Raw genomic sequence first — 26,041 nt, 5'->3', positions numbered from 1 at the left:
TATCATGACCGGGACATTCTCCAGGTTCAGTACTGAAGGTAAAATTGGGATCCTTGGCATTACCTGTATCGTTTTAATGGCAGTTTTTGCTCCTGTGATAACAATGCATCCTCCTCAGAAAATCACAGGGGATTCCCTTGAAGCTCCCGGGCCCGGACACATACTCGGAACCGATGAACTTGGTATGGATATCTGGTCACAAATATGTTACGGTGCAAGAATGAGCCTTACAATAGGGCTTGCAGTAGGTTTTGCGGCAGGTTTTGGGGGAGGAGCTATCGGAATACTTGCCGGGTATATTGGAGGGTACGTTGACCAGGGGCTGATGAGGGTAATTGACGTGACAATGGCTCTTCCGAGTTTTCCTCTCCTGATTGTAATATCCGCTTTTCTCGGACCGAGTATTCTTAACGTAATTCTTATCCTCTTTCTTTTCAGCTGGGCCAAACCCGCACGCATTGCGCGTTCCCAGACACTGTTTTTAAAGAAGAACAGCTACATTATTGCCGCCCGGAATTACGGGGCAAAACCATTCTACCTGCTCTGGAGGCATATCTTTCCAGAAGTCATGCCTGTTCTGCTTGTGCTCATCATCGGCATATCCTCCCATGCAATCATAGCCGAAGCGGGGCTTGCCTTCCTGGGGCTTGGAGACCCTACTTCCAAGAGCTGGGGGATGATGCTTAATCATGCAACCGGTTTCAGTTCGATATATTTTACTCCATACTGGCAGTGGTGGCTGTTGCCCCCGCTGTTTATGCTTATTTTCCTCCTGCTCTGTCTGGCATTCATAAGCAGGGATATGGAAAGGATACTTGATCCGAAATTAAAGATAAAGAAAGGGTTCTGATTAGGAGAAGGGTTCCGATTATGAGTCTGCTACAAATCAAGGATCTTAAATGTCACTACCTGACCGATACTGATACTGTCAGGGCTGTCGATGGCATTTCTTTTGAAATCGAAGACGGAGAAATCCTGGGTATTGTCGGAGAATCCGGAAGCGGCAAAACCACTGTTGCCCTCGGGATTATGGGGCTATTGCCGGAAAATGCAGCCATTTCCGGGGAAATTCTCTACAGGGATGAGGAAATCTCTTCTTTGCCCGAATCCGGGATGGACAGGTTAAGATGGAAGGATATTGCAATCGTTTTCCAGAACGGCCTGGAGGTGATGAACCCTGTTATGAAAGTAGGCGTTCAGGTAACGGAACCAATGAAAAGGCACCTTGATCTCAGCCCGGAAAAAGCCCGGAGTAGATGTGCCGACCTGTTCCGGGCTGTCGGCCTTGACCCGAAATGGATGGATTCGTATCCCCATCAGCTCTCCGGGGGTATGAGGCAGAGGGTTCTTCTGGCAATGGCTCTTTCATGCGATCCAAAATTGCTGATACTTGATGAAGTTACTTCGGCCCTTGACGCATTTACCCGAAAGGAAATCAGGGATCTTCTGGTCGACCTTCAGAAGAAGAACGGGTATACGATGTTAATGATCTCTCACGATATCACTTTTGTGTCATCCGTGGCGTCAAGGATTACTGTCATGTATTCAGGAAAGGTTGTGGAAAGCGGCCCTGTAAGGGATATTCTCGTATCTCCCCGCCATCCTTATACGAGGGGGCTTGTCCATTCGACCCCGGATATTTTCGTTTATAAAGATTTATGGGGAATTCCTGGGGATGTTCCTGCAGGGGATGGGTTTAAGGGCTGCCCTTTCAGCCCGAGGTGTACACAAAAAATCGATATATGCACTAAAGCTCCCCCTGTCCTGGTGCCGACAGGAGGCGGGCGGGAAATTGCGTGCCATAGGGGAGGCGTAGCAGGCCTTCTGGAAGCCAGAAACCTGAGTTTCAGTTATCGTCTGCCAGACGGGGAATATCTTCAGGCAGTTGATGATGTCAGTCTGGAAGTGAGAGAAGGGGAGGTTCTTGCACTTGTCGGTCAGACCGGTTCGGGCAAGTCAACCCTTGCACATATCCTTGCAAACGTAATAAGGCCCGAATGCGGAGAGGTCTTGTTTATGGACGGGAATGTCAGCAGGGAAAACTACGGAAACAGGTTCAACGGCATTCAGATAGTATTCCAGGACCCTTTCAGCTCAACCAGCAACAGGTTTACCGTGCTTGATGCAGTCAAAGAGCCTCTTTATATCAATAAGATCGGGGCCAATGGTGACAGGTTGCAAATGGTAAAAAATGCCCTTGAACTTGTTCGCCTTCCCACCACCGATAATTTCCTCCGTAAATATTGCGGGGAACTCAGCGGCGGGCAGAGGCAGAGGGTTGCACTTGCCAGAGCAATGGTTATGGAGCCAAAACTTCTTATTGCCGATGAAATTACTTCGGCTCTGGACGTTTCAACCTCTGCAAACGTATTGCGTCTTTTAAAGGGCCTTCAGAACAGGAGAGGGTTTGCAATGATATATATTTCACATGACCTCTCCCTGACACTGAAGATTGCTGACAGGATAGCCGTTATGAATTCCGGAAAGATTGTAGAGATGGGTAATTCCCACGATGTGATGCTTTCACCTTCTGATGAGTATACAAAAAGGCTTGTGGGTTCAAGAATAGGGCTTTGCTGCCATAACCATTGAGCAAAACCAATCTTATTTATATAATATATAAACTTGCACTGTTTATTTTTGTCAATGGAAGGTGAATTTTGAAAGATGAATTTCTTAAAATTGTTCAAAAAGCTCGGTTTGAAGGTTTGTTTAGTTTGAAGGTTTGTTTAGTTTGAAGGTTTGTTTATAGTTCTGAACGTAAATATTTACACTTATATATAACCACGGAAGACACAGAAAACACGGAAGGTATGTGCCTCTATTTCCTTTATTCCGTGTTTTCCGTGCTTTCTGTGGTTAAATTTTCACTTGAGATTGGTGAAGGAATTTGGGTCATTGACTATAGTTTGAAGGTTCTGTTTAATATGAGTGCAATAATAATTAAAGAGCTGACAAAAAAATTCGGGGAATTTACTGCTGTGGACAGTGTCTCATTTTCGGTTGAGCCCGGAGAACTTTTCGGGCTTTTAGGCCCTAATGGTGCGGGAAAGACAACTATTCTCAATATGCTGACTACTCTTCTTCTTCCTACGGCAGGTGATGCTGAAATCGCAGGATATGATCTTAGAAGAGATCCTGGTGAGGTAAGGAATAATATCGGAATAATATTTCAGGACCCTTCGCTTGATATAGGGCTTACCGGGAGGGAAAATCTCGAATTTCATGCCATGATGTACAGCATCGGTTCGGAGGAGAGGAAAAAAAGAATCCGGGAAGTGCTTGATGTTGTGGGTCTGGCTGATAAAGCCGACATTCTTGTTGAAAATTATTCGGGCGGGATGAAGAGGCGGCTTGAAATTGCAAGGGGGCTTATTCATTATCCGAAGGTTCTGTTTCTGGACGAGCCTACTCTCGGGCTTGATGCCCAGACCAGGAGATCAATCTGGGACCATATCAGAAACCTGAACAAAAATTATGGGACATCTGTCATCCTTACTACCCACTATATGGAAGAGGCTGATTACCTCTGTGACCGCATTGCGATAATTGATCACGGGAAGATTATTGCACTCGATACTCCGTCAGGTCTGAAGAACTGTCTTCGGGGAGATTGTGTCAGCTTGGCTATTGAGGGGAGGGGAGATCTCATTGCTACTGCCCTTGGGGAGAAAGAATGGGTAAGGGAAATTGTTCAGAACGGAGAAATGCTTGATGTTATTATCTCGGATTATGAGAAAAATATCCCTGATATTTTTCAGACTGCCGGCAATCTGGGTATCGGGATCAGTTCGATAAATTTCAGCAAACCAAGTCTTGAAGATGTTTTTATCCGCCTGACAGGTTCGATAATACGAGAGCAGGAAGGCAGCAGGCAGTCAGCCAGGCGGGACCGGATGAGAAGGAGGATGCTCCGATGATTCAGGGAAAAGTCGTATATGTTCTCTGGCGGCGTGAGATGATAAAGTATTTCAGGGCAAAATCAAGGGTAGTGGGCGCTATTGCCATGCCGGCTTTTATGCTGATCTTTCAGGGTATGGGCTTTAGAAAAGTTGAATTTCCGGGGCTGCCTGAATCTATAGGATATTTTCAGTATCTGGTGCCGGGTATTATCGGGATGACTCTTCTTTTTACGGCTGCTTATGCAGGTATGAGTGTCATAATGGACAAGCAGTTCGGATTTTTAAAAGAGGTTATGGTGACTCCTGCAAGCAGGGTTTCTATTGTTCTCGGGATGATCTCCGGAAGTGCGACCACATCAATCCTTCAGGCCCTTATTATTATGATGATGTCGGTATTACTTGGTTTTAGGCTGCCTTTTATTTCTGCGATCCTGTCCTCTGTCGTGATAATGGTTCTTATATCGATAACCTTTATAAATATAGGATTGATTTTGTCATCCGTACTAAAGGATTTTCACGGGTTTAGCACAATTATTAATTTTATTGCATTTCCCCTCTTTCTCTTATCCGGAGCTTTATTTCCGGTTTCAAATTTGCCTGCCCCGATAAGGATTCTGTCTTATTTTGATCCGCTGACATACGGTGTGGATGCTTTGCGGGGGGTATTGATTGGTCATTGTGAATTCTCAATTCTTCTGGACGTATGTATTCTTTTAACACTGTCGGTCCTGATGGTCTGCGCCAGTGTTTATTTCTTCCGGAGGGCAGAGATGATATAAATGTATTTTTGTTTTTAAACCGGAATAATTCCGGTTTCCGGAGGATAACACCCGGGAATCACTATTAATGGCTGTTATTGATGCCGTTTCTTTCTTAAATTGGGTATAAATCTCAGTCAGATGTCTTCAGTTTCTCCATTTCAAATCATTTAGAATCCTTTCGAATTGTATTTAATTCAAAAAGAAACTACTCCAATAAGGATAGCACTAAATATGGGAATTTCCGTATTTGCATAAAAAACCCAAGGAAGATTCGGTAAATGAGCCTTGTAATCGCTTTCATCGGAAAAAACGGCGCTGTAATGGCCGGGGACATGCGGGAAATAACGTTTGAGGGGGAGAAAGAAAACCGGGAAAAGCTCGAAAAAGATCTATATAGCGGCGCAATCGTTTCGGACGCTGAGCTGGAGAAAAAAGCTGAAGAGCTCGGAGTCAAAATAACGGTCAGGGACGACAAGAACAAACTCGAGGAACGGGACGGGGTTCTGGTTGGAGAAGTCTCTTCAGTCGAAGGAGGCGTTGTCCGCAAAAGGAGGCTCTACGTTTCGGCAGGAAATTACGCTATTGCCGAAATCGAGGGTTCGGAAATCAGGGTGACCGCACAGGGAAAAGGCAGCAACTTCATAGCCTTTGGAAACGACACGACAAAAGCAATAGCAAACAAATGTTTCAAGGATAACTGGAAAAAAGGAAACCTTCAGCTTGCGGTAAAAATCATAATGCTTGCAATGGAGACCGCGGCAAGAAAGACAGCTTCCGTTAGCAAAAAGTACATGCTGCTCCAGACAGCATCGAATGTTGACGTATCCGGAGTTGTCGAAAAGGATCTGAGTGAACCTTAAGTATTAAATGAATTAAATGGAGTTCGGGAATCCGGAAAAACCCGGATAATCCCAAAAGTACGTTAATAGCAGGATTGATGTCTGTCATTCTCTTTCTATAGTCCCGGACATAAATATTTACACTTACTTTATAACCACGGAAGACACGGAAAGCACGGAAGGATTGTGCCCCTATTTCCTTTATGATAGTGATTTCTTCACCTGTAATTCCGTGTTTTCCGTGCTTTCGGTGGTTAAACTTTTACTTGAGATTGGTGAAGGAATTTGGATACTTGACTATATTTCTCTTACTATTTCTCTTACTAACTTGCTTATTCATTCCTTTACTCATTCTTTCACAAAGAGGTCGACGAATTCGAATTTTGTCACATCGAACAACCCTTTGTCGCCCAGTTTAAGTTCGGGAATCACCAGCAGGGACATGAATGAGAGGGTCATGAAGGGCGACTTCAGCGAGGTGCCGAGCTTCTGGGCTTCGGCATTCAGCAGCTGGTATTTTGCTGCCACTTCTTCTCCGTCCCGGGTACTCATCAGGCCTGCAACTTCCAGCGGGAGATCCAGGAGTTTCTCTTCGCTTCCCACGACTATTCCGCCTTTGTTTTCAACCAGCCTGTTAACGGCTGTAACTATGTCCCCGTCAGTTGCTCCCACCGCAATGATGTTGTGGCTGTCGTGGGCGATGCTGCTTGCTATGGCTCCCTTTTTCAGGCCTATATTCTTTATGAAACCGACCTGTGCAGGGTCGTCCCCGTACCTGCTCAGGACTACCATCTTCAGGATATCCCGTTCAGGGTCCGAAACAAGGCTGCCGTTTTCCACCTTCGGAAAGGCAAGTTCCTGCCCTGTTACAAGCTCCCCGTCTTCGGCAACGATCACCCTGATTTTCCTGTTCTCTTCCCCTGGCTGCAGAGGCAGTTTAACGTCCTCAGCCGTTATTTTGCTCCTGTTAAAGACATTTTTTGCAGGGCTCTCGCTTGCCGGGAAAAGGACCTTCCCGTCCTCGTAAACACATCCCCCGTCAATCCAGGTACTCAGCACGTTGAACGCTTCAAGGTCATCCACAATAATGAAATCTGCAGGGTCGCCTTCCCGGAGCATCCCGACGTTAAGCCCGTAATGCTCCACAGGGTTCAGTACCGCTGCCCGGAGCAGCTTGTAGATGTCGAGCCCCTTCTCCTGCCCGCGCCTGACCAGCTTATCGATGTGCCCTTCGTAAATCAGGGTGTCAGGGTGGGAATCGTCGGTGCAGAGCATGACCGATTCGGGATACTCGTCGATCAGCCTGTACAGGGCTTCGAAGTTCCTGGCCGAACTCCCTTCCCGGATCAGCACTTTCATGCCGAGCTTGATTTTTTCGACCGCCTCTTCGTAAGTGAAACATTCGTGGTCCGTGGAAATGCCTGCTCCCACATATTTTTCCAGGTCGGCTCCCGTCAGCCCCGGAGCGTGCCCGTCTATGAGTTTGCCGTACTTCTTTGCCGATTCCAGTTTGGCAAGCACGTCGGGAAACCCATTGATTACCCCGGGAAAGTTCATCATCTCGGAAAGGTAGTGCAGGTCGTCCCTTGCAAGCAGCCTGTCCACAGCCTCCGGGTCCAGGACAGCCCCTGCAGACTCGAAAGGTGTGGCAGGTACGCAGGACGGCACCCCGAAAAAGACTTTCAGGGGGGTTTTTCGGGCATCCTCTATCATGTAATCGATCCCTTCAACCCCCATCACGTTTGCAATCTCGTGGGGGTCGCTAACCACCGCAACCGTTCCCCGGGCAACAGCCATCCGCGCAAAAACCGAAGGCACGGTCATGGAACTTTCGATGTGCACATGCGCATCGACCAGCCCGGGGAGGATATACTGCTCAATGTCATGATCCTTTTCTTCCACGCGCAGGACTTTCCCGTCTTCAACGGCCATTTCGCCTTTGAACTGCCGTTTGCCGATAATGTCAACAATGATTCCCTGGAAGGTTTTCATGCCTTTTTTATTACAGCCTCAAATTTATAAAGATTTTCGAACATGACGCTTCAATCAGGTAGCCTGCCAAAGATAGCCTGTCAACAGGTTTTGTGGTGTTTATTGGAACCCCGGGCTCTCACCGGTCGAGCCTGCGAGACCGGCTTTTTCAAGAAAACACATAAAAAAGAGAAGAAGTTTAATTGACTCAGCCTCACATTTAAAACATTATTGAAAATATTGGGGGTGCAGACTTGGAGGCTGAACAGGATGTGAAAGCGTCAACAAATCATTTTCCAAGGAATAAATCAGGAATTTGGGGTAGCGCAAGCCATTGAGCACATTTGTTATAGTCTTTACCAAGTTTCTGTGCAAGCTCCATTCCTTTTTGGGTTTCGGAAATGAGTTTGTGGTATTCTGAGTTAGCATCGTCTAATTTATCCAGGAACCTACATAACTTATTAAGAGGTTTGGCTAACTTTTCCTTTTCTGAGTTAGCAGTTACCTCATCCAAACTATCCTGAATTTTATCCAATTCCCTTTCAAGTTTTGGATCTAAATGCTCAACTTCTTCTTTCAGATTGTCAAAATCGGTTTGAATTAGATGCAAGTCCACCTTTAGGTTCACATTGACTTCTGTATCAACACTTGTATTTTGTTCAACTGCTATGGTTGGACTTGTTTCTGAATGAGCATATGCAGTAGGACTGATAATAAAAGTTGGCCCATTACCGGAAAAGTCTTCAAATTTTTTCCATCTTTCTTCCCTTTTAATGTAACCGTCTAATAATAATGAAATTGACCTTTCCTTGTAGCTTTTGTGGCATTGAACAGTTTTTATGTTAGCCTTTTCGGCTTTTAACAAATCTTCGTAAAAATATCTTTGAGGGCAACTTTCTGAGCAGTTACAAGGGATTTTTTTACTGAATTTTATCGTTTTTATCGAAGCATTTATATGATCAAGATGGTAACATATAATCTCTAGGGCTCTCCTTTTGTTGTCTCCTTTTATTCTTATTTCGATTTGCTTCTCATCAAGCTTCATCTCCACAAGTGCACACGCATCGTGGAGTTTTAATAGTGCTCCCTCTCTCCAGCAGAGGGGCATACCATTTTCCTTTTTCTCTAGGTCCTGATGCATACGCACGATTAAGCGGGTTATTATGCCTGGAGGTAAAAAGTAGTCATAACAATAATAGAAATGCAGGTTTTCTTCATCACCCCAGATAAAATCAGGTGCTTCAGGAGATAAGAGCTCAGCGACCAGATGGCTTTTTCCATCAGGTAGTTCATAAGCAAGTTCAAATTTATTCATCAATCTCAAAAGTTTAGAATCAATCTCAGAGGGATATAAATTTCGTACCCATATCTGAGATAATTCATCGTGTAATAGGACGCCTTCACGTCGTCGAACTGAGTACGCGGATAATATTTTATAGAAAGCTCCAGTAACCCACTCAGGTTTCAAAATAACTATATCCTTAAGTTCAATATTCTCTTTAAAATGAAGAATTACACCTAGATCATGCAGATATCCATCTAATACTTCAATATTTTTGTTGTCCAACCCTTCTGAATTACAAATTTTACAAAAATCAGCATAGGTAATCCAATTTTTACCTAAATCTTCTAGATTTTTCCTCACATTATACCACGATTTTACCCACCTTACCCTCATTAAAGGGAGGTCCCACGCTGTTTCGCATATGCTCTCCTCCAACTTGGGAATTCCTTCTCCATCTCTACTATCAACTTTTAAGTAACCTACAATTTGAGGAAATTTATATCTCAAATCTCTGAGGTTCAGATCATCATCGTTTTCTCTCATTTTGGACATGACTAATATTACCGGACTTTTCTCTCCAAAAGCTTCAATTGTGTGCAACCAATAGTAGATATGGTCGTAATCTTTGGTTCTCCGAGCATTCCATACAAGTACATAGACAGAGCGTTTTGTAAGAAAAAATTGGTGAGTTGCATGATAGATCTCTTGGCCCCCAAAATCCCAAATGTTGAGTTTAATTGTATTATTTTCTGAGTGTGGAGAGGAAACATTCCACTTTAAAACGTTGATTCCCTCGGTCATTTCAGTTTCCATAAATATATTGTGAACCAATCTGTATGCAAGGCAAGTTTTCCCAACGTCCCCATTTCCCACCAATATTAGTTTAGCTTCATTATGTTCAGAAGCTTTTTCTTGCTCCAAATATGTGAAAATAGCCTCTATTCCCTTCGAAGCAATTTCTGGTGGGGGCATTTCCAATGGATTTCCGGATAAATCAAGTGTTTTTAGGTTTTTGAGTTTCGAAATTTCTGGAGGTAACTGTGTTAGTTGATTGTGAGATAAATCAAGTATTGTTAGGTCTTGGAGTTTCGAAATTTCTGGAGGTAACTGTGTTAGTAGATTGTGAGATAAATCAAGTTTTTTAAGGTCCTTGAATTCTGTAATTTCTATAGGTAATTGTGTTAGTTGATTGCTTGATATGTAAAATGTTTTGAGGTTTTTGAGTTCTGCAATTTCTATAGGCAACTGTGTTAGTTGATTACGCGATAAAGAGAGTATTTTAAGATTTTTGAGTTCTGCAATTTCTACAGGCAACTGTGTAATTTTATTTCCAGATAAGGAGAGTGTTTCAAGGCTTTTGAGTTCCGTAATTTCTGGAGGCAATTGTGTAAGTTGATTGTTAGGTAAGTGAAGTGTTGTAATATTTTTAATTTTTATAATTTCTGGAGGCAGTTGTTTCAGTTTATTTCCAGATAAATAAAGTGTCTTAAGATTTTTTAGTTCTGCAATTTCTGGAGACAATTGTGTAAGTTGATTATGTGACAAGGAAAGTTCATTAAGGCTTTTTAGTTCTGCAATTTCTGGAGGCAATTGTGTAAGTTGACTATCAGATAAAGAAAGTGATAACTGATTCTTTTTAGAAGCCATTTTAATATGTTCTACTACTCTTTCATTTACCATTAGATCAATTCCCTGCACACTTAGCTTATAACTTAAAAACTTTCAATCTCTTTTTTTAAGAGTTTGGAGCTTTTACACAAAAAGTTTTCTATATTTTTTAAATCTTACCCGTAAGTACACAACTTTCTACAAGCCATCATGAGCTTAATCTTCCTGCAATTCTGAAAAGTGAGCTTAAACCCCCCAAAAACCCGATTAAGAATTAATATTACTTACACAATTATATTCACAACATGTCCTCCCAATCCCAAAAACCCCTCTGGCAGTTCTGGATCGACCGTGGCGGCACTTTTACGGATATCGTAGCCCGTTCCCCGGAAGGCAAACTGATTACCCACAAACTCCTTTCGGAAGACCCCGGCCACTACAGCGATGCAGCCATGCATGGGATCAGGCAGATTCTGGGCCTGCCGAAAAATGCAGCCCTGCCCACGAAACAGATCGAATCGGTAAAGATGGGTACCACTGTAGGGACCAATGCTCTCCTTGAAAGGAAGGGCGAGCGCACTGTTCTTCTTATCACCCGGGGCTTCGGGGACGCTTTAAGGATAGGCTACCAGAACCGCCCGGATATTTTTGCTCAGAAGATAGAGCTTCCCGAACAGCTTTACGAAAGGGTTATCGAGGTTTCCGGGCGCTACGCTGCGGATGGGGAGGAGATCGAACCCCTGGAAATCGAGGCTGCAAGAAAGGAGCTGGAAGTAGCTTTTGAATCGGGCATAAGGTCCGCAGCTATTGTCCTGATGCACGCATACCGCTTCCCGGAGCATGAGCTTAGGTTGGGAGAACTTGCAAGAGAAATTGGTTTTACACAGGTGTCCCTTTCTCACCAGGCAAGCCCACTCATAAAACTCGTCAGCCGGGGAGAAACGACCGTGGTTGATGCATACCTCTCGCCTGTGCTCCGCAGGTACGTCGATATGGTGCAGAAAACCCTGGAGAAAGGGACTGGAGCAGGAAAAGGGAAAGTAGAGGGACATGATAACTACGCTGAGGCGGGAAAAAGAAACACCAGGCTCATGTTCATGCAGTCCAACGGGGGGCTTACGGACGCCCACTTTTTCCAGGGCAAGGACAGCATCCTTTCGGGGCCTGCAGGGGGGATTGTTGGGGCTGTTGCCACTTCTGCCATGGCAGGGGCAGAGAAGATCATCACTTTTGACATGGGGGGCACGTCCACGGATGTCGCCCATTACGACGGGGAGTACGAACGCAGTTTCGAGACCGAGGTTGCAGGTGTCCGGCTTCGGTCCCCGATGATGCGTATCCATACGGTTGCAGCCGGAGGCGGATCGATCCTGCATTTCGAAGCCGGAAGGTTTAGGGTCGGGCCGGATTCTGCAGGAGCTGACCCCGGGCCTGCTTGCTACAGGAAAGGCGGGCCTCTTACGGTTACGGACTGCAACCTTATGCTCGGGAAACTGCAGCCGCAGTTTTTCCCTAACCTTTTCGGGCCGGAGGCTAACCAGCCTCTTGATTTGGAAGTGGTCCGCAGGAAGTTTGGCGAACTTGCTGAACAGGTTTCGGTTGGCTCAGTTGGAAGTACTTCATCTCCTTCATCACCACCATCATCAGTGGAAGAGGTTGCCGAAGGTTTCCTTTCCGTGGCTGTGGAGAATATGGCAAATGCCATCAAGAAAATCTCGGTCCAGCGGGGGTACAACGTAAAAGAATACACCCTCTGCTGCTTTGGAGGTGCAGGAGCCCAGCACGTCTGCAGGATAGCGGATTCCCTGGGGATGAAGCGCATTTTCATCCACCCGTTTGCAGGGGTCCTTTCGGCATACGGCATGGGGCTGGCTGACCAGAGGCTCATAAAAGAGCATTATGTTGGAACCGTGCTTTCCGATGAGCTTACGGGAAGGCTTGAGTCCGTATTTTCCGGGCTGGAGCAGGAGGGCAGGGTGGAAATGCTGGAGCAGGGAGTTCCTGAGAAGGGAATTGCAGTGCTGCACAAGGCGCACATGCGTTATGAGGGTTCGGATACGCAGCTGATAGTGGACTTTGCGGGCAGGAAGGAACTTGTCGAAAGCTTCGAGGAAGCCCACAAAAAGCGTTTCGGGTTCATAATGGAAGACAAAGCCCTGGTTGTCGAGGCTGTTTCCGTGGAGGTTATAGGGGTTACTGAGCGGGTTTCGGACTCCGTAATCAAAATTGATGACATTGCAGAACCCACGCCTATTGACACTGTGAGGATGTACAGCTATGGGGAGTACCATGAGACGCAGGTGTTTGCGAGGGAGGCCCTGAAGCCCGGAGCCTGCATTAACGGCCCTGCCATCCTTACCGAGAAAACGACGACCATAATCATTGAACCCGGCTGGCAGGCAGAGGTTACGGAGCACGACCACCTCCTCCTCAGCCGCAGAGTCCCGCTTCCGGCCCGGACATCCATCGGGACTGAAGCCGATCCCGTGATGCTCGAAATCTTCAATAACAGGTTCATGTCCGTTGCCGAGCAGATGGGCTATACCCTCCAGAACACCGCCCATTCGGTAAACATCAAGGAGCGCCTGGACTTTTCATGCGCGATTTTTGACAGGGAAGGAAACCTGATCGCAAACGCCCCCCATATTCCCGTCCACCTGGGTTCCATGGGAGAGTCCGTAAAAGCCCTTATACGTTCAAAGCTCGGGGAAATGAAGCCCGGGGACGTGTACCTGATAAACTCTCCTTACCAGGGGGGCACGCATCTCCCGGACATAACGGTTGTGACCCCGATGTTTGGCAAAACAGGCTCAGCAGGTCCCTCAAGTTCAGCAGGTGCAGGCGGAAATATTATAAATCAGGCAGAAGAGATCCTTTTCTACACGGCTTCCAGAGGCCACCACGCCGATGTGGGCGGGATCACGCCGGGTTCGATGCCTCCGGGGAGCAGGACCATTTGGGATGAGGGGGTCCTGAGCGAAGGGCTCAAGATAGTCGGACAGGGGCATTTCTATGAAGAGAGGCTGCGGGCCTGGCTGAACTCGGGAAAACACCCCACCAGAAACCCTGACCAGAACGTGGCAGACCTCCGCGCCCAGGTGGCTGCAAACGAGAAAGGGGTCCGGGAACTGCGGAAAATGGTTGACCAGTTTTCCCTGGGGACTGTGGACGCTTATATGGGTCACGTGCAAAGAAATGCAGAGGAGTCCGTCCGGAGGGTCATAGACGTGCTTGACGACGGGGAGTTTTCGAACACCCTTGATGACGGAAGCGCGATCAAAGTGAAGATCAGCATCAACCGGGAGAAAAGGAGTGCCTGCATTGATTTTACGGGCACTTCCCCCCAACTCTCTAACAATTTCAATGCTCCGGCTTCGGTCTGCAAGGCAGCGGTCCTCTACACTTTCAGGACCCTGGTGAAAAGCGATATCCCTTTGAATGCGGGCTGCCTGAAACCCCTTGAAATTATCATCCCTCCCGGCTCCATGCTCAACCCGGAGCCTCCGGCTGCGGTTGTTGCAGGTAACGTTGAGACCTCCCAGTACATCGTGGACGCCCTTTTCGGAGCCCTCGGGACCATGGCAGCCTCCCAGGGGACCATGAACAATTTCACCTTCGGAAACGCCGACTACCAGTACTACGAGACCATCTGCGGAGGCGCAGGCGCAGGCCCAGATTTCCCGGGCACGGACGCGGTCCACACCCACATGACCAATTCCCGGATAACCGATCCCGAAGTCCTGGAAACCCGTTTCCCGGTACGTGTAGAGGAATTTTCCATCCGCAGGGGCAGCGGCGGAGACGGAAGGTTTAAAGGTGGAAACGGGACTGTCCGGAAAATCAGCTTCCTGAAGGACATGAACGCCGCCATCCTCTCAAGCCACAGGAAACTTCCGCCTTTCGGCCTGAAAGGAGGGGAGCCTGGAAAATGCGGGAAAAACATGATTATACGCGGGAACGGCAAGGTTCTCGAACTTGAAGGCCAGGCAGGATTTGAAGTTCAAAAAGGGGATGTTTTTGTGATCGAGACTCCCGGAGGGGGAGGTTATGGAGAAAGAGAATTAGAAAAGTTGCAGAAAAAAATAAAAGCGGGGGACAGCAAAAAATAAAGTTGTAAGTTTTCCATTCAGGACCTGCCGCTCTACCTGAGCTTACCAAACCAGCCTAACTCTGGTTTTTCTCCGCATACTCAGCTTCGATCCGGTTTCGGGCTTACCCCGATCCCCCGAGTTACTTCTAAAAACATACTGAAAAACATATGCTGGTCGGGCGTTTAGGATAGACGGTCTTCACCATGGAAGAAGCAGGTTTTTTGAACGGCAGGGAAATGGACTTAAGTTTTTTGTGTAAGTGCATGTCGTGAATATGCCTGTCATAGGTATATTTTATAGCAACTCCGGCAACTGCACCTGCTGCAACTCCGGCAACTCCCCCCGCCAGCAGACCACCTGCTATATTTTTTTTCGTCAATTAAGTACTCCCTGATAATATCACTGGACTCACTTTGAACTTGCTTTGAACTTGCTTTGAACTTGCTTTGAACTTGCTTTGAACTTGCTTTGAACTTAATCCACTTTCTCCAGCTGATTTTACAGTTGTTTTACTTTGATTTTATCCCTTTTACTCAACCTCGATTCTGGCCCATTCTCCTTGTGAGTCGTCCCCAAAAACATATGCAAATACATATATAAGTGCAACACCGGCAAGTGCACCCAGCATTATCTTGTAGCATTTATTAAAATTCATCACTTTATTCCCCCTATCTTTATACTTTTTTTACTCATTCCGGCAAGCAGATCTTTGAATCAGCAGCAGGAAAGAATAAAAACTGTTATTTTGATTTAATGTTTAATTTAATGTAATGCTCCCCATATTTACCGTATATCTCGCATATTATATAATGGCAACTGCATAAAAATATATGCTAAATTAAGCCTTTTCCTGAAGCCTTAAAACACTTTTTTACAAAGGATCCTGCTTTGACGAAGAACCTATATTTCTCGGTGCTGAATGTATAATTACATCGAAAAAAAGAATATCCAAAATAAGACATAGAAAAAAATGAACATCAAGAAAACACATCGGAAAAAGATTGCAAGGTTATGTATTTCGAAAAGAAGGTCTGAGCTATGAAAAAATCAATCGGAGCAAAAACCCTGGCATTCCCGGCCCCTGCCTGGGTAATCGGGACATACGACAGTAATGGAAAGCCCAATGCCATGACAGCCGCCTGGGCAGGGATCTGCTGTTCAAACCCTCCCTGCGTCAGCGTATCCCTGAGGAAAGCCACTTACAGCTACGCCTGTATTCTGGAAAATGAGACTTTTACGGTAAACATACCCTCTGAGGACTATGTAAAGGAAACCGATTATTTTGGGATTGCAAGTGGCAGGGACGAGAACAAGTTCGAGGCAACAGGTCTGACCCCCGTAAAAAGCGGGCTCGTATCTGCTCCTTATATAGAGGAATTTCCTCTTGTCCTTGAGTGTAAACTCCTTCACAGTTTTGAGATCGGACTTCACACCATGTTCGTGGGAGAAATCCTGGACATCAAGGCGGAAGAGGCTGTGCTGGATGAAAAGGGGCTCCCGGAGATCGGGAAAGTCAGGCCCCTGGTATACGGGACCGGGGACCGGACTTACTACGGGGTTGGAAAATCCCTTGGAAAGGCTTTTTCCATTGGGAAAAACCGCTAATAGGTCCTGATATTCCATATTAAAGGTGAAATGCAGAGGGAAGTGAGAAATGCCGAAAGAAATGATCTCCCGAAAGAGCATCGTTTCAGGAAGCGAGTATATACGTGCAGGGAAATAAAAGAGGGATAAAAAAGGAAAGTAATGAATAAAGGTTTCTTCAGGTGCTGAAATATTTCATTTCACAATGTTGAAAGTGTATTCGAAATCCCCTCCGGCTTTTCCATCTTTGTCCCCGTCAAGGGGATTTCCTTCAGTATCCATAATGGCACCTTCCCCTATGTCGGTTCCTATCAGAGCGATGGTTATTTTGGCTCCGGTATCACTCACAGGATACGGTTTGTTCGGGCGGAACATCAGCGTTCTGTTGCCGGCATCAAGGAAGCCGCCTACAGGTTCCTCGGATTCCGAACTTGTGACGATTACCGTGTCCTTCGTAATTGTCGAACTGTCCACATCCTTATCGAATTCGACCCAGATGGGGGATTCCATGCTGTGTGCAAAGGTTTGCCTGTCCGGGTAAACTAATTTCACCTTAGCAGGTTTCGGTCCCTTTTTTAACTTCTCGGGAATCTTTTTGATTTTCTCGTGAATGTATTCCTTCTGTTCCTCATGAACATACCTGTCATAAGCATACTTCATCGTAATTCCGGCAGTAATACCTGCCGCTATTCCGGCAACCGCGCCTACCAGCACTCCACCTGCCAGGCCACCTGCCAGACCACCTGCTATTTCTTTCTTCGTCAATTTCATACCTCCTTATTTCATGCTACCTTACACAACTTTGACTTTAAATCGAGTTCTCCACATCTGTTATAAGCACATTTCATGGCGACTCCGGCAACTGCACCCACTGCAATTCCGGCAGCAGCACCCGCCGCGATTCCTGTAACTACCCCAACCAGCAGACCGCTGGCTACCTCTTTCTTCGTCAATTCAATATCCCCATTTAATCCAATATCCCCATTTAATCCAATATCCCCATTTTACCCATTAATTACTCAACTTCAATCTTACCCGAATTTTTTCGTGTATTTCTTGCAACAGCATATATGACCGCGGCACCGAAAAGTGCACCTGCAAACAGTTTACAGCACTTCTTCTTATCTGGCAAGCTTATTACCCCCCAATTTTATCCCTGCCGACAGACTCGTTTTCATAATTCCCATCGGGCAGGAACCTGTCAATAAAAATTGGATTAAAAACCCGTATTCCCCATGGGTTTTCTTTCTAACGTACTATATTCCACATATTATATAATAGCTACTAAATAAAATAGTTGGCAAACTTGAATGGTTATTGATTGCCCAATTTACGATCTGAGCAACAAGTCTGGTGATACTAAAGCAGTAAATCGGGCAATAAATAATCGATAAATATACAAAGTAAGAAGTTCCTAAAAAAAGAGTCAAATGACCTGAATTTTAGTTTTTATGCCTGTTGCGCAGTTCGTAGGTGATAGTACCTTCTTCAGGTCCGTTTCCCGCAAATGTGAATCCGTTTTTCTCCAGAACACGGATCGAAGCAATAAGGTGAGGATAGGTATATGCTATAATGTGGTCTATCCGAAGGGCCGAAAATGCCCATTCCACCATCGAACGAACTGCTTCGGTGGCATAGCCCTGCTGCTGGTATGTCGGAAGGACCGAGTACCCGAGTTCAAGGCTCCCCTTGGCACTGGCGAGAAAACCTCCGCTTCCAATAAGGACGTTGGGGTCACAATCATCCGGTTGGGCCAGCCAGTAAAAGCTCCAGATCTTTCGGTCCCCGGCCCGCATTAGCTTGAGGAACTCCTCAATAACTTCGCTGGTTATTTGTTCCGGCGGCCACTCCCCGGGGACACTGGCATTTAAAGCAGTTGCAAGCCCTGCCCGGTCGTGCAGGTCCAACAGATACAGCTTTACGGTCGCAGGAATCAATTCCATGCGTTCGGTACAAATGGGAAAAGCATGCATAACCTGACCTTTTTTGAATTAATCGAGATTTGAATTAATCAAGAGATGTTTTTTGAGCGACAAAGCTATTGAAAGATACAGCTATTGAAAGATACAGCTATTGGTCAAGGTTCGCTAGCAACAAGTGCAATGTTGTTGAGCAATAGCTGTCTATCTTCTTTAGCACAGCCAGGATTATAAAATATCCCCTAAAGCATTTGCAGCCGTGTAAACGCTTCCAACCCCGAAAATGTACTGGGCAATCTTTACTGCTTCCATTACCTCTTCTTTCGTTGCCCCTTCCTGCATGGCCTGCATTGCGAGGACTTTTACCCCGTCAACTGCCCCGTTAGCAGCGTCCAGGGCCATTGCCATGAGAAGCTTGTACTTCAGGGGTATGCCGCCTTCATCAAATGCTGATCCGCGGGTCGCTTCAAGAAGGTCGAAAAATTCGGGGTCTGCAGCTTTTATTACTTCCATTGGGTCTCCTGACATCTGACCATCTCCATTCCATTATTTATCTAAAATTTATCTAAATTTTTGTGTTAGTAATATTCCACCTTACTGGTAATTAAGCTTAGGTGAAGCCCCATCGAACTTCAGGGAATTTGATCCCGAGTTTTCAGGAAATTCAATCAAGAGTCCAAATATTTGAGGAGTATCCTGAAAAGAGCTTCCGGAAAAATGATACTCCGGATAATGAAAAAACAAGATTAATAAGGAAATTATAACCCGGATAAAGAGATGTTTCTAAGGAGATGAGATGGCTTTTACTTTGAATTCCTGAGAAAAAAAACTTATAGGGGGATTAGGGCATCTGAGATTGGAATTGTTGGGTGGGAGTGGGGGGTTAAAAAAGTTGATTGTGCTATTGGTGAGAAAAGCGTTCTCAGATGCCCTCTATCTTTACCAATAGGCCCCTAATATATAAAAACGTGGATATATTGATACTTTGTGGCTTTTTATGGAAGTACTGTATATTTTTTTGCAACTACATTTCTGACAATCTTTCTAAAATTCTCTTATAAGCCATCTCTTTCTAATGAATTTCCGTATCAGACGCCAGCTTTTATATTCATTGTTCATATCTCCTGTATGGGGAGTATAATATGGATAAGGAAACCATTCCGCCAGGCTTTAAAGATGCACTTGATTTCAAATTTGTTGACGTGCTTTTCGGAAGGAGGTCACGCCGTTTTTTCCAGGGAGCTTCGATTCCCGAAGGGTACTTCAAGTATACTTCAAAGCATGACCCTTTGCCCCTTACTGAACTGGAGCAGATGATGGTTTTATCGGCTGCAGCCGGTAATACGGGCTGGCACAACCTGATTATGCGTGGGGAAAGGTATGCGCCTGACCTTTCCAACTATGCCTGCAGTGCCGGAGGGCGTACGTTTCCGTCGGCAGCATTTCATACAAGCGAGCTCTTTTTCACCGACGATTCCGGAGTTTATTTCTTCGAGACCCGGGATGCGCCTGCTCTGGCAGGACGTTCGGACGAAGGGACCTTTGATCCGGAAGAGCTGCTTGAAGCCCACAGGGCCAGGGTCCGCAAACTGGCTGACGGCCGGCTTTTTGCCATTTTTTTATTTTTTACTGCAGACTACAATATACCTGTAAATTGAAACTTGTTTACAGAGACTTGTTTACAGAGACTTGTTTTAAGTTTGAAGTTCAGGAATAATATCAAATCAGCGGGGGTAGTAAATGACCGACGTAAAGAGAGAAGGAACAGCCTTTATCATAGTAGACGCACAAAATTATGTTCTCCACGAAAATGGATTCGGCGCGGAATGGGGGGTCTGTCAGCACGCTAAAGAAACGAATATGATCGAAAATACGAAGAAAGCCACAGAAAAAGCAAGAGTAAAGGGGATTCCGGTAATTTATATTGTAATGGGCCTGAGGCTGAAGGTTTTGCCTGATATGGGATTATGGAAAGATATTAAGAAGATCAACTTCAAAGAAATCAGTCCCGGAGGAAGTGGGCCTGGCCGCAGTCTTGCGGAAGAACTCACGATTGTGGAAGAACTTACCCCTCATCCCAAGGATTTCGTAGTCACCAAGTACAATACCATGGACGCCTTTCATAATACTGATCTGGAGCTAATACTAAAGGGTCTGAAATGTGATACCCTGATCCTTACAGGGGATGCAACAAACCTCTGCTTCGAAACCACGGTGAGAAGCGCGTTTAACAGGGGCTATAAGTGCATAGTGCTCAGCGACTGTACAGCCACTATAAATGAAGAATTTCAAAAGTTTGCGATAGAAGTCATCTTCCCGATGCTTGGTGAAGTTATAATGGTGGAAGAACTGGAAATAATTCCCTGAACCCGGAGACCGCTTTTTGATCCAAATTTCGTAGGAGTAACCCTGCCAGCTTGCCTGGTGGCGCCTTCCCAAAAAGAAATAAAAAGAGATATGTCAACCATGTAACGGGGAACGACCAGTTGAGAGATTATGCTTAATTTGCTAAAAAATTGTTAATGGGAATGGGGCATCTGAGTTAGTAAAAGAGTGGTTGGGGAAAAGGGGAGTAAAAATGGAGGTTAGTTGGGAAGAGATTTCTCTCAGATGCCCTTATACTATAATATATGCTTAATTATATAAAAACCCATGTATTCATATCGAGCTTCAACATTTGTTAATTATATTAGACTGTTCTTTTATTAGACTACGATCTGTGAGATATGTTTGATTATATGTTTAACAATCTTTTTTGGGGCTGAATTATCTGATAGTTCTCCACGAAAAATTCCGGAACAAAAGAAATATGTATTCATAAGTTCAACATAACTCCGGGGAAAATTATAGGCTCATTGGGGATTCCGGAGCCTGGAAATATATTCACGACCGGGGGAGTGTTGAGCATTAATATATCTAACAGTAGAAACACTGTGACAATTATCGGAGGGGGGCTGGTCGGCAGCGCCATACTGAGGGAACTCGTGCAAGGTTGGGTCTGTGGAACGAGGGAGCAGATGAACACCTGCCCGGATTCTCGCCTCCATACGGCATGCCACCCTGAGCTTGAGACGATTCATATCACAACGCGCAGCGAAGCCAGTCTGGTCAGGCAGTTATGGAAGATTAAAGACTTCCTGGCCCGGGAAGAAGATGTCAGGGTGGAGCAGGTCGAGCCCCTGAACTTAGCTCTGGAATGCGGGCCGAACCGGCTCAGGATCGAGGCTGAGCAGCTCGATATTGTCCCGGAGGGTCTGGGGTCTTCTACCGTGGATGACGAGAGTTTCAGGAAAGCTTCGGCTCTGTATTCCTATCTGGCGGAAAAGCGCCCTGAAACCCTGGTCCTCGGGGTCAACCTGGCTTCCGTGGCTTCCTACAAGAAGAAGGAAATCCAGAACGCCGTGCTTGCCTGGGTCCTGATTACCCTGAAAGAGGCAGCTGACGAGTTTGGCATAGAAACGGTAGCACTCATAGGGACAACTGCGCTCGGAGGTATGGGCAGCAACATGGTCTGGACCCACCAGAGTTCGCAGCAGATGGATTCCAACCTGGTGAACAAGATCCTGGCGGCCTATGGCATCCTGGGGATTGTGGATAGGATCCACCAGGACAGCGACTCCTCTACCCGCTGGGTCCTGCTTACCCCGGGCAGTTTGCTGGGGTACGACTACCTCGATTCCGGACCTGTCAGGTACTTTTCCCTGCCCGAAGGGCTGCCTGAAGGGGTTGAAGAACCCGTCTGCAAAAGCTGCCTGAAAGTTCCGCTGTATGAACCCCTGGAGTTTGACCTCTTGGCCCTGTCCGACGAGCCGATTTTGTGGGAAGAACGGAGGGTAAAGGAGGCCTTTCTCTCCGGGGCTAAAATAAAATGCGGAGAATCGGGAGAATATTCCCCCTTCCAGTTCGCCTGCCTTTCCCATGCCTTCCAGATGGGTTTTAACACGGACGTTTTTATCGCCAGGATTTTGATGGACGAACTGATGGGAAAAAGCACCGGCTACAACCAGATCCCTCTGGGCTCCGGCAAAGTGATAGAACCTACGGCCCGGGGCCAGCTTGAACGGGACCTGGTCCTGAAAAGGTTTGCCGAAACGGAGCGCGAGACCGGCATTCGGGCTCCCCCTATCTACCCTGCGCTGGGCTCTACCCGGACCCAGAAAGAAATTGTCCTGGCCGACCTCCTCTACCGGCTGCTGAAGGAGCACTTCGGGGAGCCGACTCTCCGGCAAATAAGTGCGTACAGCCCGGAAGCCCTGGCAAAAGAGCTCTGGGAATACCTTCAAGCCCACCCGCAGCTTTTTGCCGAAATCACAGCCGTAATTCCAGTCATATCTCCCGAAGGAAAGCTCTGCACAGGGCCTTACGTGATGTATCTGAAAAAAGGGGTTTCCAGAGCCTCAGACCTTGCGGAACTTGCCGATAAGGAATGCCTCCGGGATTTTGCCGCCCTCGGAGCCGTTGACCTCAGGCCTGCGGGAGAACAGCTATCATGCGGACGTAGAGTCTACGAAACCGGGGTGGAAATTCTGATCAAGCGTGCCCGTTTAATCCTTGACAGATATGCCTGTGCTTTTCCTTCAACCGAAATTGACCAGGCTGGCAGTAGTACGGACCCGCGGGTCAGGCACTGGAAACTGCTCAGCAGCGAGTCCCAAACAGCGTTTGATCCTGTCTTCTTTGTCGTTCAATTCCTGGGAGGAGAACGCCCCTACCTGCAATGAGCCCTTCAATCATGGGTTCTGCCTTTTAAGGTGCAACCTGATCTGGGATTTTAGTGGTAACGAAGTCTTTCAAGATCCAGGGGGCCTTTGGAGAACTCCGTTTTCAGGATTCAGAGTAGACTTTTGTGAACTCTACGCCTATGGTGAGCATGATTGAAGTGTAATACAGCCAGAGGAATAGCCCTATTATTGACCCGATTACCCCGTAGAGGGAATTAATTCCGCTGTATAAGAGATAAATTCCGAAGGCATACTTGCCTATGGTTATGAGAATTACGGTTACTACTGCCCCTACGAAAGTGGGTTTGAAATCAAGCTTGCTATCCGGCAGCACCCTGTATATGAACATGAAAAACAGGACAAGGATGAGAAAACTTGCTATTGAACTCGTATACTGGACAAGGCCCACGGAACAGGGCAGAGAGTCCTGTAAAAATTTCGAACTCCTGAACAGGATACTTTCAACAAGGATGCTTATTACCAGCAGCCCCCCGAATATTATGACCACGATAAAGGACAGGACTGTGTTTCTTATAAAGCTCTTAATCGTACCGTTTTCAGTGGGCTGGACATCCCACATTTGCTCAAGAAAATTCTTCAAATGCCGGAATACGTTGCTTGCGCTCCAGAGCAGGAACACAAAACCGACAAGCGCGCTTATCGAAAGGGATTCGACTTCGGGAATCTGTTCGAAAAGCAGATTTATCAGCCCTATAATCCTATTATCGACAACTCCTTCAAGGGAGTTGAATATGAGTTCCTGGATGTCCTTCGACTTCAAAAAGATGCTTCCTACGGATACCGATAATAAAAGAAGGGCAGGCAGGCTCAAAACAAAGTAATATGCCAGTGCGGCGCTGTAAGTTTTTCCGTTATCGTCCATCCATTCCCGGAAAGTTCCGATAATAAGGCCCTTGAAATATTCCAGGCTCATGCCTTCCCCACAAATGTTTTCCCAATCTGGTTCCCTGATTTTTTCTTCCCGAATTGCTTTCCCGGGTTCGTTCCTCTCGGATTTGTTTTCCCCTGTTTTGTTTTCCCCCGGGATGCTTTTCTGCTTGCTTATATTTGTCTCCGGAGTATATATTTTTATCAAACAAAAGTTAATGTTAAAAGGAGGGAAAATGGCAAAGGGCATGGTATACCTTTATACAGGGGAAGGAGAAGGCAAGACCACCAACGCTTTCGGTCTGGCCCTGAGGGCAGTGGGACACGGCTACAGGGTCGTAATTGTCCAGTTCCTGAAGGGCAGGAAGTACATAGGGGAGTATAAAATAAAGGACAGGTTGGCTCCGGAATATGAGATCCGCCAGTTCGGAAGGGAAGAGTTTATAGACTTCACAAAACCCAAACCCCTGGATTATGAGCTGGCAGAGAAGGGCTTGGAGTTTGCAAAGCAAGCCCTGAAGGGTAAGCCCCGGCTCCTTATACTGGACGAAATAAACCTTGCAACCCGTTTCGGTATAGTTAAGACCGGAGATGTCCTTAAACTGCTGGGGGAGATTCCGGAGGAGACCACAGTAGTCCTTACAGGGAGGAAGGCTCCCGCGGAACTTATGGAAAGGGCGGACCTGGTAACCGAAATGAAGTTTATTAAGCACCCTTTTGAAAAAAACGTTTATGGAAGGGAGGGAGTTGAATATTAATTAACGTCAGAAAATACCCGAAATAATCCCGGAACAATGCAATGACCCAACACTGAAGAAGTAACAGTAACCTATCAGTGAAAAGTGAGTTTCGAGTTTTTTATTCCCTGGTTTTGGGAATTTTAGCATTTAATAAGTGACTTCAATAAAATTTCCTTCCCGGTCTGTCGCTCTGATCTTGAACGCTACAGCGAAAGGATCTTTTGCAATTCTGTCACTTACGATCACTGAATTTTTATCCTGAATGTAATCTCTTTCCATGGTTTCCATCCCTTCTAGTCAAGATAGCTCCTTTTGGGGGATCGGTAATCTCGAGATGAGTTACATAAGGGCAAAAATCCCTATTAAAAGCATGAATTCTGCTTTGAAGGAGAGTTTCAGAACCCTCCATACGTCCCCGAAAATCTTATCCTTTTCATGGGTCCCCCAACCCCTGAATTTTTTCTATGATTTTCGATGTAAAATATTTGATATCCAACAATACTCCTTTACAGTATATAAAATTATTTTATTTTTAGCCAAGTTTATTTTTTAATAATAAAGTTTTTTTAGAACGAATATATCGCTTCCATCTACTTTTTTTAAAAAAGAGAAACATGCCGGAATGAATCCAGCATACCTTAATTCATTTAACCTTAAGCAACACCCAGATGGTATCAGTCCCTTCAAATATTGATCCGTCCGTCAGTTCTCCTGTCACCGTAAGCTCCATATTTTCGGCATCAAGAAGAGGAAGTAAGCTCTGTTTGTCGAACTTTACCATTAAATCGGGTTTGCCGTTACAGTCATAATCTCCAACATTTACTGGAGCGTTTTCTGCAGGATGCAAGCCCATTAACAGGATCGTTGACACATCAATGTCATTAACATCATAGCAGGCAGGAAGTTCGATGTATGCTGTTATCCAGTTACCTTTGCTTTTCGGGTTCAGGACGCCGGGGTTGATATCTACCGTTGCCTGAATAGCTGGAGCAGGCCCGGCTGGTGTTACCAGGGGCAGGTAATCCCCTCCGCTGGCTATTTGCCCTTCAGAGTTATATGGAAGCAGGGTATCTCCAAGACCGTCTCCGTCAGTATCGGAATCGGCATAGTCCGACCAGTAGTTTCCTCCAAGGAAAGGTCCTCCGACAATATTTGTGCCTTCTGTTTTCGTGATATTCCAGGTGTTGTTCCCGTATCATAGGCGTTGTTGGTACCGTTGAAGTAGTTGTTGTAGATGACATTATTGTTTGAAGAGGAAATATCAATTGAGCTTTCATAACCTCTTATATAGTTATCGATCACCGTGTTGTTGTTAGAATTAGACAGTTCGAAGCAACCATAATAGGAATTGACTATATTATTGCTCTTTGTATTGTTGTTTGAAGAGAAAAGCCAGATGCCATACTCACTTGCATCTATGCTATTCCCTGTAAGTATGTTGTTGTCGAATTGCATATGACAACTTTAAAAATGAAGTAAAAATTATTTTTTCATAATTCAAATTTTGCGTTATACATACACAAGTTCGCACAAAAAATACCAGGTAGCTATATGCCTTTAAAAAAAGGTGGTAAAACCAATGCTGATAAAAAAGTATGAGGTCTGGAAATTTTAAGCATCCTTTTTGAGCCCCTAATCTAAATTTTCAACCGGGTATTATACCCGCTCTGAAAAGGATCCTGAAAACCAAAAAATAAAGGAGGAAAAAGAGTTTTCAGGCTCTTTTTCTCCC

22 protein-coding genes and 1 pseudogene are annotated in these 26,041 nt (G+C 45.8%); 11 read left to right on the top strand and 12 right to left on the bottom strand.

Translation table 11 applies throughout. The features are described from left to right. Positions 1-4 precede the first annotated feature (4 nt). From MSMTP_RS09160 to MSMTP_RS09140, 5 genes are all read left to right on the top strand, one after another. Positions 5-850, top strand: coding sequence for an ABC transporter permease (locus MSMTP_RS09160; RefSeq protein WP_231582736.1), 846 nt, complete (start codon positions 5-7; stop codon positions 848-850). A gap of 20 nt (positions 851-870) precedes the next feature. Further along, positions 871-2,592 (top strand): ABC transporter ATP-binding protein, encoded by a 1,722-nt coding sequence (locus MSMTP_RS09155; protein ID WP_048178736.1) that lies wholly within the window; start codon positions 871-873, stop codon positions 2,590-2,592. 335 nt (positions 2,593-2,927) lie between these two features. After that, the gene (locus MSMTP_RS09150; protein WP_048183187.1) at positions 2,928-3,920 is read left to right on the top strand and encodes an ATP-binding cassette domain-containing protein; all 993 of its coding nucleotides are present in this window, start codon (positions 2,928-2,930) and stop codon (positions 3,918-3,920) included. Continuing rightward, complete coding sequence (locus MSMTP_RS09145; RefSeq protein WP_048178735.1) at positions 3,917-4,681, top strand: ABC transporter permease; 765 nt, start codon at positions 3,917-3,919, stop codon at positions 4,679-4,681. The genes MSMTP_RS09150 and MSMTP_RS09145 overlap by 4 nt, the downstream gene beginning before the upstream one ends. A 260-nt stretch (positions 4,682-4,941) precedes the next feature. Then, positions 4,942-5,523 carry a DUF2121 domain-containing protein gene (locus MSMTP_RS09140; protein ID WP_048178734.1) on the top strand — a complete coding sequence of 194 codons (582 nt, stop codon included), beginning with the start codon at positions 4,942-4,944 and terminating at the stop codon, positions 5,521-5,523. Between the two features lie 327 nt (positions 5,524-5,850). Here the strand turns inward: MSMTP_RS09140 and ade are convergent, their stop codons facing one another. Both ade and MSMTP_RS09130 read right to left on the bottom strand, forming a co-directional pair. Next, the gene (gene ade / locus MSMTP_RS09135; RefSeq protein ID WP_048178733.1) at positions 5,851-7,494 is read right to left on the bottom strand and encodes an adenine deaminase; all 1,644 of its coding nucleotides are present in this window, start codon (positions 7,492-7,494) and stop codon (positions 5,851-5,853) included. 268 nt (positions 7,495-7,762) lie between these two features. Further along, positions 7,763-10,438: a COR domain-containing protein gene (locus tag MSMTP_RS09130; RefSeq protein ID WP_052718346.1), complete on the bottom strand. Its 2,676-nt coding sequence runs from the start codon at positions 10,436-10,438 to the stop codon at positions 7,763-7,765. A 233-nt stretch (positions 10,439-10,671) separates the two neighbouring features. On the opposite strand from MSMTP_RS09130, the gene MSMTP_RS09125 reads away from it, so the two are divergent. Further along, the gene (locus MSMTP_RS09125) at positions 10,672-14,475 is read left to right on the top strand and encodes a hydantoinase B/oxoprolinase family protein (protein WP_048178732.1); all 3,804 of its coding nucleotides are present in this window, start codon (positions 10,672-10,674) and stop codon (positions 14,473-14,475) included. A 127-nt stretch (positions 14,476-14,602) separates the two neighbouring features. Here the strand turns inward: MSMTP_RS09125 and MSMTP_RS09120 are convergent, their stop codons facing one another. Both MSMTP_RS09120 and MSMTP_RS20195 read right to left on the bottom strand, forming a co-directional pair. Then, entirely contained in the window at positions 14,603-14,836 is a 234-nt protein-coding gene (locus tag MSMTP_RS09120) for a hypothetical protein (RefSeq protein ID WP_052718345.1), read from the bottom strand. 150 nt (positions 14,837-14,986) lie between these two features. Further along, on the bottom strand, positions 14,987-15,112 hold the full coding sequence (locus MSMTP_RS20195) for a hypothetical protein (protein WP_255350966.1): 126 nt from the start codon (positions 15,110-15,112) through the stop codon (positions 14,987-14,989). 383 nt (positions 15,113-15,495) lie between these two features. Between MSMTP_RS20195 and MSMTP_RS09115 the strand changes: the two genes are divergently transcribed. Continuing rightward, a complete protein-coding gene (locus tag MSMTP_RS09115; RefSeq protein WP_048178731.1) occupies positions 15,496-16,062 on the top strand; it encodes a flavin reductase family protein in 567 nt (188 codons plus the stop codon). 174 nt (positions 16,063-16,236) lie between these two features. Here the strand turns inward: MSMTP_RS09115 and MSMTP_RS09110 are convergent, their stop codons facing one another. The 4 genes from MSMTP_RS09110 to MSMTP_RS09100 all read right to left on the bottom strand — a co-directional run bounded on the left by MSMTP_RS09110 (position 16,237) and on the right by MSMTP_RS09100 (position 18,488). Continuing rightward, positions 16,237-16,806, bottom strand: a complete 570-nt coding sequence (locus MSMTP_RS09110; protein WP_231582735.1) for an Ig-like domain-containing protein — start codon at positions 16,804-16,806, stop codon at positions 16,237-16,239. A gap of 17 nt (positions 16,807-16,823) precedes the next feature. After that, positions 16,824-16,994, bottom strand: coding sequence for a hypothetical protein (locus tag MSMTP_RS19215; RefSeq protein WP_156153763.1), 171 nt, complete (start codon positions 16,992-16,994; stop codon positions 16,824-16,826). A 489-nt stretch (positions 16,995-17,483) separates the two neighbouring features. Beyond that, positions 17,484-18,014, bottom strand: coding sequence for a GNAT family N-acetyltransferase (locus MSMTP_RS09105; protein WP_048178730.1), 531 nt, complete (start codon positions 18,012-18,014; stop codon positions 17,484-17,486). Positions 18,015-18,188: 174 nt separating this feature from the next. Continuing rightward, positions 18,189-18,488 carry a carboxymuconolactone decarboxylase family protein gene (locus tag MSMTP_RS09100; RefSeq protein ID WP_048178729.1) on the bottom strand — a complete coding sequence of 100 codons (300 nt, stop codon included), beginning with the start codon at positions 18,486-18,488 and terminating at the stop codon, positions 18,189-18,191. A 614-nt stretch (positions 18,489-19,102) separates the two neighbouring features. Between MSMTP_RS09100 and MSMTP_RS09095 the strand changes: the two genes are divergently transcribed. The 3 genes from MSMTP_RS09095 (at position 19,103) to MSMTP_RS09085 (ending at position 22,681) form a co-directional block, all read left to right on the top strand. Next, entirely contained in the window at positions 19,103-19,618 is a 516-nt protein-coding gene (locus MSMTP_RS09095; RefSeq protein WP_231582734.1) for a hypothetical protein, read from the top strand. 82 nt (positions 19,619-19,700) lie between these two features. Then, positions 19,701-20,327, top strand: a complete 627-nt coding sequence (locus tag MSMTP_RS09090) for a cysteine hydrolase (protein ID WP_048178728.1) — start codon at positions 19,701-19,703, stop codon at positions 20,325-20,327. A 533-nt stretch (positions 20,328-20,860) separates the two neighbouring features. Beyond that, positions 20,861-22,681, top strand: a complete 1,821-nt coding sequence (locus tag MSMTP_RS09085) for a hypothetical protein (RefSeq protein ID WP_156153762.1) — start codon at positions 20,861-20,863, stop codon at positions 22,679-22,681. A 103-nt stretch (positions 22,682-22,784) separates the two neighbouring features. On the opposite strand, the gene MSMTP_RS09080 is transcribed toward MSMTP_RS09085, so the two are convergent. Beyond that, positions 22,785-23,777 (bottom strand): YihY/virulence factor BrkB family protein, encoded by a 993-nt coding sequence (locus tag MSMTP_RS09080; protein ID WP_231582733.1) that lies wholly within the window; start codon positions 23,775-23,777, stop codon positions 22,785-22,787. Positions 23,778-23,805: 28 nt separating this feature from the next. Here MSMTP_RS09080 and MSMTP_RS09075 point away from each other — a divergent pair, with 28 nt between their 5' ends. Then, positions 23,806-24,327, top strand: coding sequence for a cob(I)yrinic acid a,c-diamide adenosyltransferase (locus tag MSMTP_RS09075; RefSeq protein ID WP_048183173.1), 522 nt, complete (start codon positions 23,806-23,808; stop codon positions 24,325-24,327). A 129-nt stretch (positions 24,328-24,456) separates the two neighbouring features. On the opposite strand, the gene MSMTP_RS19210 is transcribed toward MSMTP_RS09075, so the two are convergent. The 3 genes and pseudogenes from MSMTP_RS19210 to MSMTP_RS09065 all read right to left on the bottom strand — a co-directional run. Beyond that, the gene (locus tag MSMTP_RS19210) at positions 24,457-24,597 is read right to left on the bottom strand and encodes a hypothetical protein (RefSeq protein WP_156153761.1); all 141 of its coding nucleotides are present in this window, start codon (positions 24,595-24,597) and stop codon (positions 24,457-24,459) included. Between the two features lie 355 nt (positions 24,598-24,952). Beyond that, positions 24,953-25,180: a hypothetical protein gene (locus MSMTP_RS09070; RefSeq protein ID WP_156153760.1), complete on the bottom strand. Its 228-nt coding sequence runs from the start codon at positions 25,178-25,180 to the stop codon at positions 24,953-24,955. Between the two features lie 294 nt (positions 25,181-25,474). After that, positions 25,475-25,764, bottom strand: a pseudogene (locus MSMTP_RS09065) (NosD domain-containing protein); the annotation flags it as partial. Positions 25,765-26,041: the final 277 nt, after the last annotated feature.

The organism is Methanosarcina sp. MTP4 (assembly GCF_000970045.1).
Classification (GTDB): domain Archaea; phylum Halobacteriota; class Methanosarcinia; order Methanosarcinales; family Methanosarcinaceae; genus MTP4.
This window is presented reverse-complemented; position numbering and strand designations above follow the sequence as displayed.